General features: G+C 63.4%; 12 protein-coding genes and 1 tRNA gene. 10 read left to right on the top strand and 3 right to left on the bottom strand.

Features of this window, described 5'->3' with window-relative positions; translation table 11 throughout:
• Window positions 1-43: 43 nt before the first annotated feature.
• Window positions 44-1,360: a putative hydroxymethylpyrimidine transporter CytX gene (cytX, locus tag F6X42_RS24145; protein ID WP_187636604.1), complete on the bottom strand. Its 1,317-nt coding sequence runs from the start codon at window positions 1,358-1,360 to the stop codon at window positions 44-46.
• Window positions 1,361-1,605: 245 nt separating this feature from the next.
• Here cytX and F6X42_RS24140 point away from each other — a divergent pair, with 245 nt between their 5' ends.
• The 3 genes from F6X42_RS24140 (at window position 1,606) to F6X42_RS24130 (ending at window position 4,497) form a co-directional block, all read left to right on the top strand.
• A complete protein-coding gene (locus F6X42_RS24140) occupies window positions 1,606-2,919 on the top strand; it encodes a replication-associated recombination protein A (RefSeq protein ID WP_187636603.1) in 1,314 nt (437 codons plus the stop codon).
• 64 nt (window positions 2,920-2,983) lie between these two features.
• Window positions 2,984-4,297, top strand: a complete 1,314-nt coding sequence (serS, locus tag F6X42_RS24135) for a serine--tRNA ligase (RefSeq protein WP_187636602.1) — start codon at window positions 2,984-2,986, stop codon at window positions 4,295-4,297.
• Window positions 4,298-4,407: 110 nt separating this feature from the next.
• Window positions 4,408-4,497: transfer RNA gene (locus F6X42_RS24130), tRNA-Ser, on the top strand.
• Between the two features lie 786 nt (window positions 4,498-5,283).
• Here the strand turns inward: F6X42_RS24130 and F6X42_RS44175 are convergent.
• Complete coding sequence (locus F6X42_RS44175; protein WP_246530203.1) at window positions 5,284-5,448, bottom strand: hypothetical protein; 165 nt, start codon at window positions 5,446-5,448, stop codon at window positions 5,284-5,286.
• On the opposite strand from F6X42_RS44175, the gene F6X42_RS24125 reads away from it, so the two are divergent.
• The 7 genes from F6X42_RS24125 to minE all read left to right on the top strand — a co-directional run bounded on the left by F6X42_RS24125 (window position 5,447) and on the right by minE (window position 10,937).
• Window positions 5,447-6,841: a hypothetical protein gene (locus tag F6X42_RS24125; protein ID WP_246530202.1), complete on the top strand. Its 1,395-nt coding sequence runs from the start codon at window positions 5,447-5,449 to the stop codon at window positions 6,839-6,841. The two genes, F6X42_RS44175 and F6X42_RS24125, sit on opposite strands and share 2 nt — an antisense overlap.
• A gap of 66 nt (window positions 6,842-6,907) precedes the next feature.
• Window positions 6,908-7,291, top strand: coding sequence for a hypothetical protein (locus F6X42_RS24120; RefSeq protein ID WP_187636600.1), 384 nt, complete (start codon window positions 6,908-6,910; stop codon window positions 7,289-7,291).
• 4 nt (window positions 7,292-7,295) lie between these two features.
• On the top strand, window positions 7,296-8,081 hold the full coding sequence (gene map / locus F6X42_RS24115; protein ID WP_187636599.1) for a type I methionyl aminopeptidase: 786 nt from the start codon (window positions 7,296-7,298) through the stop codon (window positions 8,079-8,081).
• Between the two features lie 91 nt (window positions 8,082-8,172).
• Window positions 8,173-8,706 carry a GNAT family N-acetyltransferase gene (locus tag F6X42_RS24110; protein ID WP_187636598.1) on the top strand — a complete coding sequence of 178 codons (534 nt, stop codon included), beginning with the start codon at window positions 8,173-8,175 and terminating at the stop codon, window positions 8,704-8,706.
• A gap of 206 nt (window positions 8,707-8,912) precedes the next feature.
• The gene (minC, locus tag F6X42_RS24105) at window positions 8,913-9,746 is read left to right on the top strand and encodes a septum site-determining protein MinC (RefSeq protein WP_187636597.1); all 834 of its coding nucleotides are present in this window, start codon (window positions 8,913-8,915) and stop codon (window positions 9,744-9,746) included.
• Between the two features lie 106 nt (window positions 9,747-9,852).
• Complete coding sequence (gene minD, locus F6X42_RS24100) at window positions 9,853-10,668, top strand: septum site-determining protein MinD (RefSeq protein ID WP_187613482.1); 816 nt, start codon at window positions 9,853-9,855, stop codon at window positions 10,666-10,668.
• Between the two features lie 14 nt (window positions 10,669-10,682).
• Window positions 10,683-10,937: a cell division topological specificity factor MinE gene (gene minE / locus F6X42_RS24095; protein WP_090542927.1), complete on the top strand. Its 255-nt coding sequence runs from the start codon at window positions 10,683-10,685 to the stop codon at window positions 10,935-10,937.
• A 344-nt stretch (window positions 10,938-11,281) separates the two neighbouring features.
• Here the strand turns inward: minE and F6X42_RS24090 are convergent, their stop codons facing one another.
• On the bottom strand, window positions 11,282-12,718 hold the full coding sequence (locus F6X42_RS24090) for a chloride channel protein (RefSeq protein ID WP_187636596.1): 1,437 nt from the start codon (window positions 12,716-12,718) through the stop codon (window positions 11,282-11,284).
• Window positions 12,719-12,722: the final 4 nt, after the last annotated feature.

Below are 12,722 nucleotides of genomic sequence, written 5' to 3'. Positions count from 1 at the left end.
TTCTGGCATCTGCGTCTAAAGCGACGCGCTCAGGACAACGCGCTCACGCATACGCGGTCTTGCGCGCCGATACGAACACGCAGTAGCACACCGCGCCGATCGCGAGCGACGGCAGCGTCGCGCCGAGATTCGGCAGCCATTGATTGATCACCTGGTATGAAGCGATGCCGATCGCCCACGCGACGAACGCGCTCAGGTGCCAGCCACCCGAGAAGCCGTAGCGGCCGCGCACATCGGCAAGCACCGCGGCGTCGATGCGGCGCTTGCGCACGATGAAGTGATCCATCAGCACGACGCCGAACAGTGGTGCGAACACCGAGCCGATCAGCAGCAGGAAGTTCTGATACTTCGTCATCGGCACGAGCAGCGCGATCAGCGTGCAGAGTGCGCCGAACGCGGCCGACAGCAACGGCACGCTCGCACGCGTCCAGAACGTGCCAGTCGACACCGCGGCCGAGTGGATGTCGGCGAACGCATTGTCGATCTCGTCGATCAGGATCAGCAGCAGCGCAAAGCCGCCGCCCGCTTGCGCGAGCGCGCCGGTCAGCAGCGCATCGCCGCCGCCGGCCGTGAGGCCATAGACCGCGCCGAGCGCATAGAACCAGATGTTCGCGATGCCGTAGCCATACAGCGTGCCGCGGAACGTCTCGCCGGCGCGGCGGCCGAAGCGCGTGTAGTCGGCGATCAACGGCAGCCACGACAGCGGCATCGCGACCACGAGGTCGACCGCGCCGCCGAACGACATCTCGCCGGTGCCCGGACGATGCATCAGGTCCGCGAGATTGTGGCGCGCGAGCAGGTTCCACGTGAGCCACGCGGCGCCCGCGAGCAACAGCCAGATCCCCCATTTGCGCAGAAAGCGCCGCACGAACGACAGCGGGCCGCTGATCGCCAGCAGCGTCGCGAGCAGGCCGAAGATCACGGTCCACACGAGCGGCATCGACAGGCCAAACGCCTGTTTCGCGAGCGCATCGGCGGAATCGCGCATCACGATCACCTCGAACGAGCCCCAGCCGACCAGTTGCACCATGTTCAGCACGGCCGGCACTGATGCGCCGCGCACACCGAGCGTCGGACGCAGCGACGACATCGCCGCGAGCCCGGTGTCGGTGCCGATTACGCCCGCGAGCGCGAGCAGCACGACGCCGATCACGCTGCCGAGCACGATCGCGACGAGCGCATGCGGCAGCGACAGCCCCGGCACCAGCAGCGCGCCCGCCTGGGCGACGAGCAGCCCGATGCCGAGCGAGAACCACAGCGCGAACGCATCGCCGGTACGGAACGCGCGGCGCACGTCGGGCACCGGCGTAAGCGGCGCGTAGGTGGAGCCGGCGTTGCCGGCGACAGAATCTTGAGCCATCTGAAGTGGGTTCCCTCTCGGTGGTGCTGTGAGCTCTTTTGCTGTGATTGTTTGCGCTGCGCGCGCGTCGTGCGCAACCAGCGCGCCGGGTCGGCCATCGCGCCGCCGCCGTCACTGTCATAATGCAGGACGTTGTTCGCGTTCGTGCCTGTGCCTGCGGCCGTGCGCGGCCTTTGCGCATGTGCCGCGAAGCGTCGCTCGGCAGCGGCGCGCGACCGGAAAGCCGAGATTATCCCCAAAACGTCATGTTTGAAGAAACCCGTGCCAATGTTCCGCTCGCCGAACGCCTGCGGCCACGCAATATCGACGAAGTGATCGGCCAGACGCATCTGCTCGGTCCGAACAAGCCGCTCAGGGTCGCGTTCGAATCGGGCGAGGCCCATTCGATGATTCTGTGGGGCCCGCCCGGCGTCGGCAAGACCACACTCGCGCGGCTGATGGCCGATGCGTTTCACGCACAGTTCATCGCGTTGTCCGCGGTGCTGTCGGGCGTGAAGGATATCCGCGAGGCGGTTGAGACCGCGCAGATCCATCGCGCGAACGGCCATCAGACGCTGGTGTTCGTCGACGAAGTGCATCGCTTCAACAAGAGCCAGCAAGACGCGTTCTTGCCGCACGTGGAGTCGGGCCTGTTCGTGTTCGTCGGCGCGACGACCGAGAACCCGTCGTTCGAGGTCAATAGCGCGCTGCTGTCGCGCGCCGCGGTCTACGTGCTGAAGAGCCTGACCGACGACGAACAGCGCGAGTTGCTCGAGCGCGCGCAGAAGGAGCTCGGCGGCCTCACGTTCACCGATGAAGCGCGCGCCGCGCTGATCGGCTCCGCCGACGGTGACGGCCGCAAGCTGCTGAACAACCTCGAGATCGTCGCGCGCGCGGCGGCCCAACAGAAGACGACTGAAATCGACGGCGCGTTATTAGGCAGCGCGCTTGCGGAAAATCTGCGCCGCTTCGACAAGGGCGGCGATGCGTTCTACGACCAGATCAGCGCGCTGCATAAATCCGTGCGCGGCAGCAATCCAGACGGCGCGCTGTACTGGTTTTGCCGCATGCTCGACGGCGGCGCGGACCCGCGCTACCTCGCGCGGCGCATCGTGCGTATGGCGTGGGAAGACATCGGCCTCGCCGACCCGCGCGCCGCGCGCATCACGCTCGACGCCGCCGAAACCTACGAGCGTCTGGGCTCGCCCGAAGGCGAACTCGCGCTCGCACAGGCGATCATCTATCTGGCGGTCGCGCCGAAATCGAACGCCGGGTACAACGCGTACAACGAGGCGCGGCGCTTCGTCGGCAAGGATCAGTCGCGCGCGGTGCCGGTGCATCTGCGCAACGCGCCGACGAAGCTGATGAAGGAACTCGGCTACGGCCACGACTACCGCTATGCGCACGACGAACCCGATGCGTACGCGGCCGGCGAGACCTATCTGCCGGACGGCATGCGCGAGCCGCATTGGTACGAGCCGACACCGCGTGGTCTCGAAGGCAAGATCGGCGATAAGCTCGCGCGCCTTGCCGAGCTCGATGCCCGGTGGCGCGTCGAAAACAAGCCGAAGAAGGCTTGAGGCGTTTCGCCTTTGCCGGTGCGCTAAAATCGCGTTTTCATACAACGAACATCCGTCCCATCCCATGCTCGACATCCAGTTGCTGCGCAAAGACCTCGACGGCGTCGCGAAACGCCTCGCCGACCGCGGCTATACCCTCGACGTCGCGGCCTTTACCGCGCTCGAAGCGGAACGCCGCGATACTCAGACCCGTACCGAAGAACTGCAGGCGCGCCGCAACAGCCTGTCGAAGCAGATCGGCGCGATGAAAGGGCGCGGCGAAGACACGTCGGCGGTGATGGCCGAAGTCGGCGGCATCGGCGACGAGATGAAGGCGTCGGCGGTCAAGCTCGAAGAGATCCAGAAGCGTCTGTCGGATCTGCTGCTCGGCGTGCCGAACCTCGCGCACGAAAGCGTGCCGGTCGGCAACGACGAAACCGGCAACGTCGAAGTGCGCCGCTGGGGCACGCCGCGTCAGTTCGACTTCGAGGTCAAGGATCACGTCGACGTCGGCACGCCGCTCGGTCTCGATTTCGAGACCGGCGCAAAGCTGTCGGGCGCGCGCTTCACGGTGCTGCGCGGCCAGATTGCGCGGCTGCATCGCGCGCTTGCGCAATTCATGATCGACACGCACACGCAGCAGCACGGCTATAGCGAGATCTACACGCCGTACATCGTCAATCCGGACATCCTGTACGGTACCGGCCAGCTGCCGAAGTTCGCGGACGACATGTTCCGCGTCGAAAAGGGCGGCGGCGAACACACGGTCACGCAGTACCTGATCTCCACTTCGGAAATATCGCTGACCAACACGGTGCGGGAGAGCATCGTCGAAGCGGACGCGCTGCCGATCAAGCTGACCGCGCATTCGCCGTGTTTCCGCTCGGAAGCGGGCTCGTATGGTCGCGACACGCGTGGCATGATCCGCCAGCATCAGTTCGACAAGGTCGAGATGGTGCAGGTCGTTGCGCCGGACGCATCGTACGATGCGCTCGAGCAGATGGTCGGCCATGCCGAGGCGATTCTGCAGAAGCTCGAACTGCCGTATCGCGTAATCACGCTGTGCACCGGTGACATGGGCTTCTCTGCCGCAAAGACCTACGACCTCGAAGTGTGGTTGCCCGCGCAGAACACGTATCGCGAGATTTCGAGCTGTTCGAATACCGAGTCGTTCCAGGCGCGACGCATGCAGGCGCGTTTCCGCAACGCGCAGGGCAAGCCTGAACTCGTGCATACACTGAACGGCTCGGGGCTCGCGGTGGGGCGCACGCTCGTCGCGGTGCTCGAGAACTTCCAGAACGTCGATGGCTCGGTGGCGGTGCCGCCGGCACTGCGGCCTTACCTCGGCGGCGTGGAGCGACTGGAGGTGCCGGCGTCCAGGCTCCGAGAAAGAACTTAGAAGTTTTTTGCGGAGGGGCTTGGAAAATTAATTCGAGCTGTTCTATAATCTTGTTCTCCCAAGCAGCGGCCCGCTTGGATCCGACGAAGCGGTAGCAAGTTGGGATACCCGGAAAGGTGGCAGAGTGGTCGAATGCGCTGGACTCGAAATCCAGTGTACCTTTAGGGGTACCGTGAGTTCGAATCTCACCCTTTCCGCCAAATTCTGAAAACCCCTTGATTTCACCGAGATCAAGGGGTTTTTTGCTTTAAGTTACTGTATTGCTTTGCCAGGGCAATACGAGGTTGTTCAAGCATCATTTCTATTGGCGAAATCCATTGTTTCGATTTTGTGTACGCGAGCTAATTCGTTGCTCGCGTTCATTTTTATTCTGTTTCCATACAAATACCTTAAGCAATACCTGCTGCACTGTCCCCCTATTCATATGCCGGACATACCAGGAGCTTGGCGGTCCCGTGCTATTGGGGGTCGAAGTACGAAAATTTTCGGGCGACCTGCCCCCTGATCGACTTCTGAAAGTGCGAATCTTCGCCGACCCCACAGGTCTCGGCAAGATCTGCCTTTTTTTACAAATAAATACGATTTTTAGTTGGGCTCAGTCATTCATTCAGGGTACGATTTACGCCGTCAGCAGCTTTTACGGGAAGAATTTTCCTAAGAACGACATCTGCGGCAGCAATCGGTAAAAGGTTCGCGGGGCAAACAATCGCGATCCGACACGCACCCGGCCCTGTCAATCTGGACCACCGCGAGAAGCACCTTCGCGAGCATCGGTTCAATCGGACATCACAAACGTGCGTTCAAGGCACTTCAGGACAGCTGTTTTTAAGGACTGCAAATCTGTCTTTGCACGAATCCTTATTGTCCGTCCGAATCAAGGCAAATCCTTTTTGGTCTTTTTATCGGGAATTTTCCCGACATTTGGAATTACTCCGCATGTTAAAACGACGTCAATTTCTCGGCGGCCTGACGGCCCTCAGCGCAAGTTATCTTTTGGCCGCATGTGGTGGCGGCGGTGAATCCTCAAACGCGAGCGGCAAGGCTGCCGCCGCGACTGGCGCTTCCGGTGCTGCTGCAGCTTCGGGTGCGTCCGGTACCTCGAGCAATACAACGCCGACTGCGAAGACGAGCGATCCGAACAGCATTTCCATGCCGCCCGCCACGTCCATCACGGACAACTCCGGCAACGTCTGGACCCTTTCCGGAGGTTCGGTCTACCGCAACGGGTCGGCGGCAGGCAACACCTTCAACGTCTCGCTCGTGCTGTTTTACGGCGGCGTGATTTATCACGAAGGTACGGGTGGTCAGTTCTACGAATGGACGGGCTCGGGCTGGGTGGGCTGCAACGACCCGCGCCTCGGCGGCACCTCAGCCGATGGCACCTCGCTGCCCGCTTCGCCGTACATCATCGACAAGTCCGGCGCAATCTGGACGCTGACTAACGGCGTCATTTACCGCAACGGGGCGACGGTCGGCGACACGTACAACGTCTCGCTCGTGTTGTGGTACGGCGGCAAGATCTGGCATTGCGGCACGGGTGGCCAGTTCTACGTGAACACCGACACCGCCGGCCATTGGCTGAACTGTAACGATCCGCGCACCGCGATCGCACCTCCCGCTGGCATGTTCTACGGCATGAACGGCCACTTCGACTACACCTACACGCCCCAACAGATCGTGTCGATCCTGAAGGGGATGGGTTGCACGAGCTATCGCGTCGGCGGCACCAACACGTCGAACGAGTTGAACGCGCTGGTCGGACTCGCGCAGGCTTTCCAGTCGGCGGGGATGACGCTGATCGTGCTGATCAACCAGGGCGTCTACGACTCCAACGGCAACCTGCTGGCTGGCGAGAATGCCGCTTACAGCCAGGGTTACGCGGTAGCTCAGGGCATCGCGAACGCACTGAAGCCGTATGGCGTCACGATCTACGAATGCGGCAATGAGCTGACGCGGACGAACGCCACCGTGCTCGACTTCACCGCTGCAGGCACGAGGGCGTCGGACTTCAACAACGCGAACTGGCCGGTGATGCGCGGCGTGATGCGCGGGATGATCGACGGCGTGAAGTCGGTTCAGTCCAACGCCAAATGCGGCATCAACTTCTGCGTGAACGATGTCGGCGCGGCGGACGCGCTCTGGGACGGTATGCAACCGGATGGTAGCGGCGGTCACCCGACCGTGCGCTGGGACATCACCACGTGGCACAACTACGAGGTGTACGGCGATCTGTTCGACGTCGGGACGGACGGCGCGCAGCCGGGCTTCGATCTGCCGACCTATTGCAAGGCCCGGTATGGCGTGCCGTTCATCGTCACCGAGTGGAACACCGGACCGGACCGAACGCAAGCCTATCGTTCCAACTACATCTCGACGAAGCTCGGCGAGTACTATCAGAACCGCAAGACGCACAATATCCAGTCCGTCATGTATTACGTGCTCGACAGCGGCGACCAGACGTACGGCATCATGATCAACGGTTCACCGTTGAATCCGTCATACAGTGCTTTCCAAAGCTTCACGGCGGCCCATCCCGACAACTAGGCCGCGGCTGTCGACGCAAGCAGTTCCGTCCGTCCGTAGTCAATGCTGCCCGGTGCCAGGAGCGGCATGTCGCCGGGCCTGACGGCGGCGCCCAATCTTCCCTTCAGAGTATCGAGGCGGGGGTGCGGGCGCCTCATCCACCCCGAACCCCTCCATCACCTCCCTCAACGCTCGCGCCTGATCCGCGAGCGACGCGGCCGCCGCCGCACTTTTCTCGACGAGTGCCGCGTTCTGCCGCGTGACCTCGTCCATCTGCGTGATCGCGATGCCCACCTGCTGAATCCTGGCGATGCCGTCGTGGTGCACCGCTTCAGCCGGTTTTCGAGGGATTCATTGGCGTTCCTCTGTACAATTGCCCGAAATCGCCCGATCGAGCGGCGGTTGCGGGCCGCCGGGCTCTCGGGCGCGGCGGGTCATCTCGCGCTTGACCCCGCGACTCACATCGACTGAATTCATGGCCATTACCTACAAGACCTCCGACGATCTCGCGAAGCTGCGCATTGCAGGCCGCCTCGCGGCTGATGTGCTGGCCATGATCGGCGAGCACGTCAAGGCAGGCGTCTCCACCGACGAGCTCGACGCGCTGTGCAACGACTACATCGTCCACACGCAAAAAGCGATTCCGGCCAACGTCGGCTATCTGGGCTTTCCGAAGACCGTCTGCACGTCGGTCAACCATATCGTGTGTCACGGCATCCCGAATCGAAGCGAGGTCCTGAAGGACGGCGACATCATCAACATCGACGTCGCGATCATCAAGGATGGCTATTTCGGCGACACGAGCCGCATGTACTGCGTCGGCCAGCCGAGCACGGTCGCGCGCGCGCTGATCGACACGACCTACGAGGCGATGGTGGCCGGCATCCGCGAGGTGAAGCCGGGCGCGACGCTCGGCGACGTCGGCCACGCGATCCAGAAGGTCGCGCAGCGCGAGGGCTTCTCGATCGTGCGCGACTACTGCGGGCACGGCATCGGCAAGGTCTATCACGAGGACCCGCAGGTGCTGCACTACGGACAGCCGGGTCAGGGTGTGCGCCTGAAGCCGGGCATGGTCTTCACGATCGAGCCGATGATCAACGCGGGCCGCGCCGGCACGTCGGTGCAGCGCGACGGCTGGACCGTGATCACGAAAGACCGCTCGCTGTCGGCGCAATGGGAGCACATGGTCGCGGTCACCGACGACGGCTATGAACTGCTGACGCCATGGCCGGACGGCACTGGCGACTATGAGGCGCCGTGAGCGAGACCGCATGTTCGGGTCAATAATAATTTGACTCGCCGGCCGGTTCGGTTAAAGCTATGCGTTAGGGTTTCCAGGGGTTTTCGTCTGCATGAGTCCGTCATTGACCGTTCGCCGCATCACCGCTGATCAGGGCGCCGTTTTTCGCGAACTCCGCACGGCCTCGCTGCGGGAGGCGCCGTATGCCTTCGGCGCGACGCTCGAGGACGCGTTGTCGGCCGATGCCGCCAGTTTCGACGCGACCGCGGCGGTCCACGCGGTTTCGCAATCCGTCGGTACGTTCCTCCTCTACACCGAGGGCCATCCGGCAGGCCTGATCGAGGCGCATTTCGACGACACCGCGGCGCGGCGCGCGTTCGTCTGCGAATTGTGGGTGGCGCCGGCCGTGCGTCATCTGCGCGCCGGCGAGTTGCTCGTCGATACCGCGAGCAGCTGGCTCGCGAATGCGGGCGCCACGGAAATCTACGCCTGGGTCTCCGACGCCAACCGCAACGGGATGCGCTTTTACGAGGCGCTCGGCTTTGGCCCGACCGGCGAACATCGGCGCGTCGAGCGCGCACCCGAGCAGGTGGAAAGTCTGCTGGTGCGGCACGTGCCGGCCACCTCGCGGGTGTTTCAGCAGTGATCGCCCAGGCGGCGCGTCGCGCGCGCCGCTCGTGTTCGCCGTCCCTTCATCGCGGTCTTTTCCCGCCAGCATTTCTTTCGCGCCGTCGCGCGTCGATCGCCTCGACGGCACGCATTGCGTCCGCGCGCGAGCACCGATTCTCCCGGGAAAAATAGTGGCCGCACGCGTGTACGCCTGTAAAATACGCAAAATTTTTTGCCGAACCTATGTCGCCCAAGAAATCGCCCTTTTTCGAACTGCGCAGCGGCTCTGTCGACACGCTGATGTTCGTGGTCAAAACGACCGACCTCGATTCGATGCGTGCCGAACTGACGCGACGCTTCGAGGCGACCCCTGAATTCTTCGCTAACGACGTCGTCGCGATCGACGTGCGGCGTCTCGCCGACAACGAGCGCGTGCCGCTCGCCGACATCGCGCAACTGCTCGACAGCGTGCGCATGCGTCCGGTCGGCGTGGTCGCGAATGCGGAGCAGGGATGGGCGTCGGAGTTGGGATTGCCGCTGCTCGAAGCGCGCGACCGCCGCGGCGCGCCGGCGAAGCAGACCGATGACGACAGCACCGCGACGGCGGCGGACACGGCACCTGCCACCGAGACGAGCCCGGGGACGAGCACTGCGTCCGCAACCGCCAGCGCGGCAGCCGGCACGGCCGCGGCCGCCGCCGATTCCACATCCGCCGCCGAGCCGGTGCGCCTCGCCACGTCGCCGCAAACGATGGTGGTCGACAAGCCGCTGCGCTCCGGTCAGCGCATCTACGCAAAAGGCGATCTGGTCGTGCTCGGTCTCGTCAGCAATGGCGCCGAGGTGATCGCGGAAGGCAACATCCATATTTACGCGCCGCTGCGCGGCCGGGCATTGGCCGGCGTGCAGGGCAATCATGACGCGCGCATCTTCTGCACGTGTCTCGAACCGGAACTGATCTCGATCGCGGGCATCTATCGAACGACCGAGAACCCTCTGCCCGCCGACGTGCTCGGCAAGCCGGTGCAGATCTGGCTCGAAGAAGAAAAACTGATGATCGAACCGCTGCGGCTCACGTAAAGCGCCGCGAAACGCGCGCTGCCTCGAGCGATTGCGGCAGGTGGCGTTTCACGGCGACGCGGGCCGTGCATCAATTGACGCATTTGACGAACACAAGGTAAGGGTAATGGCAAAAATCATTGTGGTGACTTCGGGCAAGGGTGGCGTGGGCAAGACGACCACGAGCGCGAGCTTCGCGTCGGCCCTCGCGTTGCGCGGCAGCAAAACCGCCGTGATCGACTTCGACGTCGGCCTGCGCAACCTCGACCTCATCATGGGCTGCGAGCGTCGCGTCGTGTACGACCTGATCAACGTGATCCAGGGCGAAGCGAATCTGAACCAGGCGCTGATCAAAGACAAGAAATGCGAGAACCTGTTCATCCTGCCGGCCTCGCAGACGCGCGATAAAGACGCGCTGACGATGGAAGGCGTCGAGAAGGTCATCAACGATCTGATCAAGATGGACTTCGAATACATCGTCTGCGATTCGCCGGCCGGTATCGAGTCGGGCGCGCTGCTTGCGATGCACTTCGCAGACGAAGCGCTGATCGTGACGAACCCGGAAGTGTCGTCGGTGCGCGACTCCGATCGCATTCTCGGCATCCTGTCGTCGAAGACCAAGCGCGCGATCGAAGGCAAGGAGCCGATCAAGGAGCATCTGCTGATTACCCGCTACAACCCGAAGCGCGTCAGCGAAGGCGAAATGCTGTCGCTTACCGACATCCAGGAAATTCTGCGCATCGATCTGATTGGCGTGATTCCGGAATCGGAAGCGGTGCTGCACGCGTCGAACCAGGGTCTGCCGGCCGTGCATATGGACGGCACCGATGTGGCCGAAGCCTATAAGGACGTCGTGTCGCGTTTCCTCGGCGAGCAGAAATCGCTTCGCTTTGTCGATTACCAGAAGCCCGGGCTGCTGCAGCGCCTCTTCGGCACCAAGTAAGGGGAGCGCACGTAATGTCGATTCTTTCGTTTTTGCTGGGCGAGAAAAAGAAGTCCGCGTCGGTAGCGAAGGAACGCCTGCAGTTGATCATCGCGCACGAGCGCGCCGGCGGTCATCCGCCCGCCGATTATCTGCCTGCGTTGCAACGCGAACTGGTGGCCGTGATCTCGAAGTACGTGAAGATTTCCGATGACGACATTCGCGTGAGTCTCGAGCGTCAGGACGATCTCGAGGTGCTCGAAGTCAAGATCGAAATACCGCAGGCCTGAGCTTCGGATGGACCGCGGTCCATCTCGCATCATGTGCAGGACGTCGCATGGCGTCGCGTCGGAGCGACGCGATGCCGTGCGGCGTTCGGCTCGTTCTCTGGCTTCTGTCTGAAGCCGTCTCTTCGCATCTCCACGGCGCTCGCCATTTCCCGGTCGAAATGAACCGTTGCACTCCAGCGGTGCCGTTACACGCGCAACGTCAGCCTAGCGTCGCCCTCGCGCATTTAACCGGTTACGCCGCATAAAAAGATTCTGCTCGCGCTCGCCGCCCTGGCGGTGATGCTGGCCGGCTGCGTCGTCGTGCCGGCGCGGCCGCCGTATGTGCATGCGCCGCGCGTGGTCGTCTACTGACGCGGCGAGTCGGAGGTATCCGTCTTGATGCCGTCTGCGGCATCGTCGGCGCGCGGCTCGCCGTCCTCGCTTTCCGCTTCAGGCGCCTCGACCTCGGGCACTTCCGGCACTGGCGCGGGCGCGGGCTGTGGCAGCGGCGCCATGTAGCGCTTGGCGAGCGACTCATAAAGCGGCGGCGCGAACAGGCGCGACACGCGGCTCGCGATCAACGCGGTGGCCATCAGCGAAATCACCAGCGCGTGGCCGTCGATCATCTCCATCACGATCACGAACGACGTGATCGGCGACTGCGTGACCGCGGCCAGATAGCCGACCATCGCGAGCGCGATCAGCATCGGCAATTGCATCGAATCGAACACCATGTGCAGCAGATTGCCGAAGCCCGCGCCAATCGACAGCGACGGCGCGAAGATGCCGCCCGGAATGCCGGGCAGGTACGAGCCGACCATCGCGATCATCTTCAGGAACGGATAGAACACCGACAATTGCTCGTGTCCCTCGAGCAGGCCGCGCGCTTCCGTATAGCCGCTGCCGAACGTCGTGCCGCCCGAGATCACGCCGACCACCGCGATCGTGAAGCCGCACAGCGCGGCGAACACGACCGGCCGCTCGCCATGCAACTGACGCAGCGGCGCCGGAATCCAGCGCGCGGTATTGAGCAGCAGCCAGCCGAATACGCCGCCCGCGATTCCCGTGACGTTCGCGGTGAGCACCACCGCGACGGCGAGCAGATCGGGAAAATGCGCGCCGATCTGGATCGTGCCGAAATACGTGTAGTTGCCGTTCAGGCCAAGCGCGACCACGCCCGCGACGATGATCGCCGTGATCAGCACGCCGCTCGTGCGAGCCTCGAAGCTGCGCGTCAATTCCTCGATCGCGAACACGACGCCCGCGAGCGGTGTATTGAACGCCGCCGATAAACCCGCTGCCGCGCCCGCCAACGCGAGCTGCCGCTCGATCTGCGCATTCGAGCGCGGATAGAACCGGCGCAAATTGAACATCAGCGCGGCGCCGACCTGCACGGTCGGTCCTTCGCGGCCGATCGTGAAGCCGCCGAGAATCGCGAGAAACGACACGCCGATCTTGCCGAGCAGAAGCCGCAGCGACAGCAGCCGCGTGCCGTACCCGCGCTGCTTCGTGTGCAGCGTCGCGATCACCTGCGGGATGCCGCTGCCCTCTGAGCCGCGAAAGAACTTGCGCGTGAGCCAGACCGCGAGCGCGGCGACCGCGGGTGTGATGATGAGCGGCGCCCACGCGTACCGATGCTGGACGTCGAGAAACGCGTCATACCCCCAGTCGATCAGACGCGCATAGAGCACCGCGACCAGACCGACGGCGATCGCACCGAGCCAGAAGATACCGTATTGCCGCCACAGGCGTTTCGCGCGACGCACGACGGCGGGCGAACGGGAAAGGAAGGGCCGGGACATGAAT

Source organism: Paraburkholderia podalyriae (assembly GCF_014397785.1).
In the GTDB taxonomy this organism is placed as follows: Bacteria; Pseudomonadota; Gammaproteobacteria; order Burkholderiales; family Burkholderiaceae; genus Paraburkholderia; species Paraburkholderia podalyriae.
This window is presented reverse-complemented; position numbering and strand designations above follow the sequence as displayed.

Coding starts and splice junctions, on each gene's coding strand:
- F6X42_RS24120 (WP_187636600.1), top strand. CDS start 6,908: ATGTCGCCGGGCCTGACGGCGGCGCCCAATCTTCCCTTCAGAGTATCG.
- F6X42_RS24090 (WP_187636596.1), bottom strand. CDS start 12,718: ATGTCCCGGCCCTTCCTTTCCCGTTCGCCCGCCGTCGTGCGTCGCGCG.
- F6X42_RS44175 (WP_246530203.1), bottom strand. CDS start 5,448: ATGGAAATGCTGTTCGGATCGCTCGTCTTCGCAGTCGGCGTTGTATTG.
- F6X42_RS24110 (WP_187636598.1), top strand. CDS start 8,173: ATGAGTCCGTCATTGACCGTTCGCCGCATCACCGCTGATCAGGGCGCC.
- F6X42_RS24140 (WP_187636603.1), top strand. CDS start 1,606: ATGTTTGAAGAAACCCGTGCCAATGTTCCGCTCGCCGAACGCCTGCGG.
- serS (WP_187636602.1), top strand. CDS start 2,984: ATGCTCGACATCCAGTTGCTGCGCAAAGACCTCGACGGCGTCGCGAAA.
- map (WP_187636599.1), top strand. CDS start 7,296: ATGGCCATTACCTACAAGACCTCCGACGATCTCGCGAAGCTGCGCATT.
- minD (WP_187613482.1), top strand. CDS start 9,853: ATGGCAAAAATCATTGTGGTGACTTCGGGCAAGGGTGGCGTGGGCAAG.
- minE (WP_090542927.1), top strand. CDS start 10,683: ATGTCGATTCTTTCGTTTTTGCTGGGCGAGAAAAAGAAGTCCGCGTCG.
- F6X42_RS24125 (WP_246530202.1), top strand. CDS start 5,447: ATGCCGCCCGCCACGTCCATCACGGACAACTCCGGCAACGTCTGGACC.
- cytX (WP_187636604.1), bottom strand. CDS start 1,360: ATGGCTCAAGATTCTGTCGCCGGCAACGCCGGCTCCACCTACGCGCCG.
- minC (WP_187636597.1), top strand. CDS start 8,913: ATGTCGCCCAAGAAATCGCCCTTTTTCGAACTGCGCAGCGGCTCTGTC.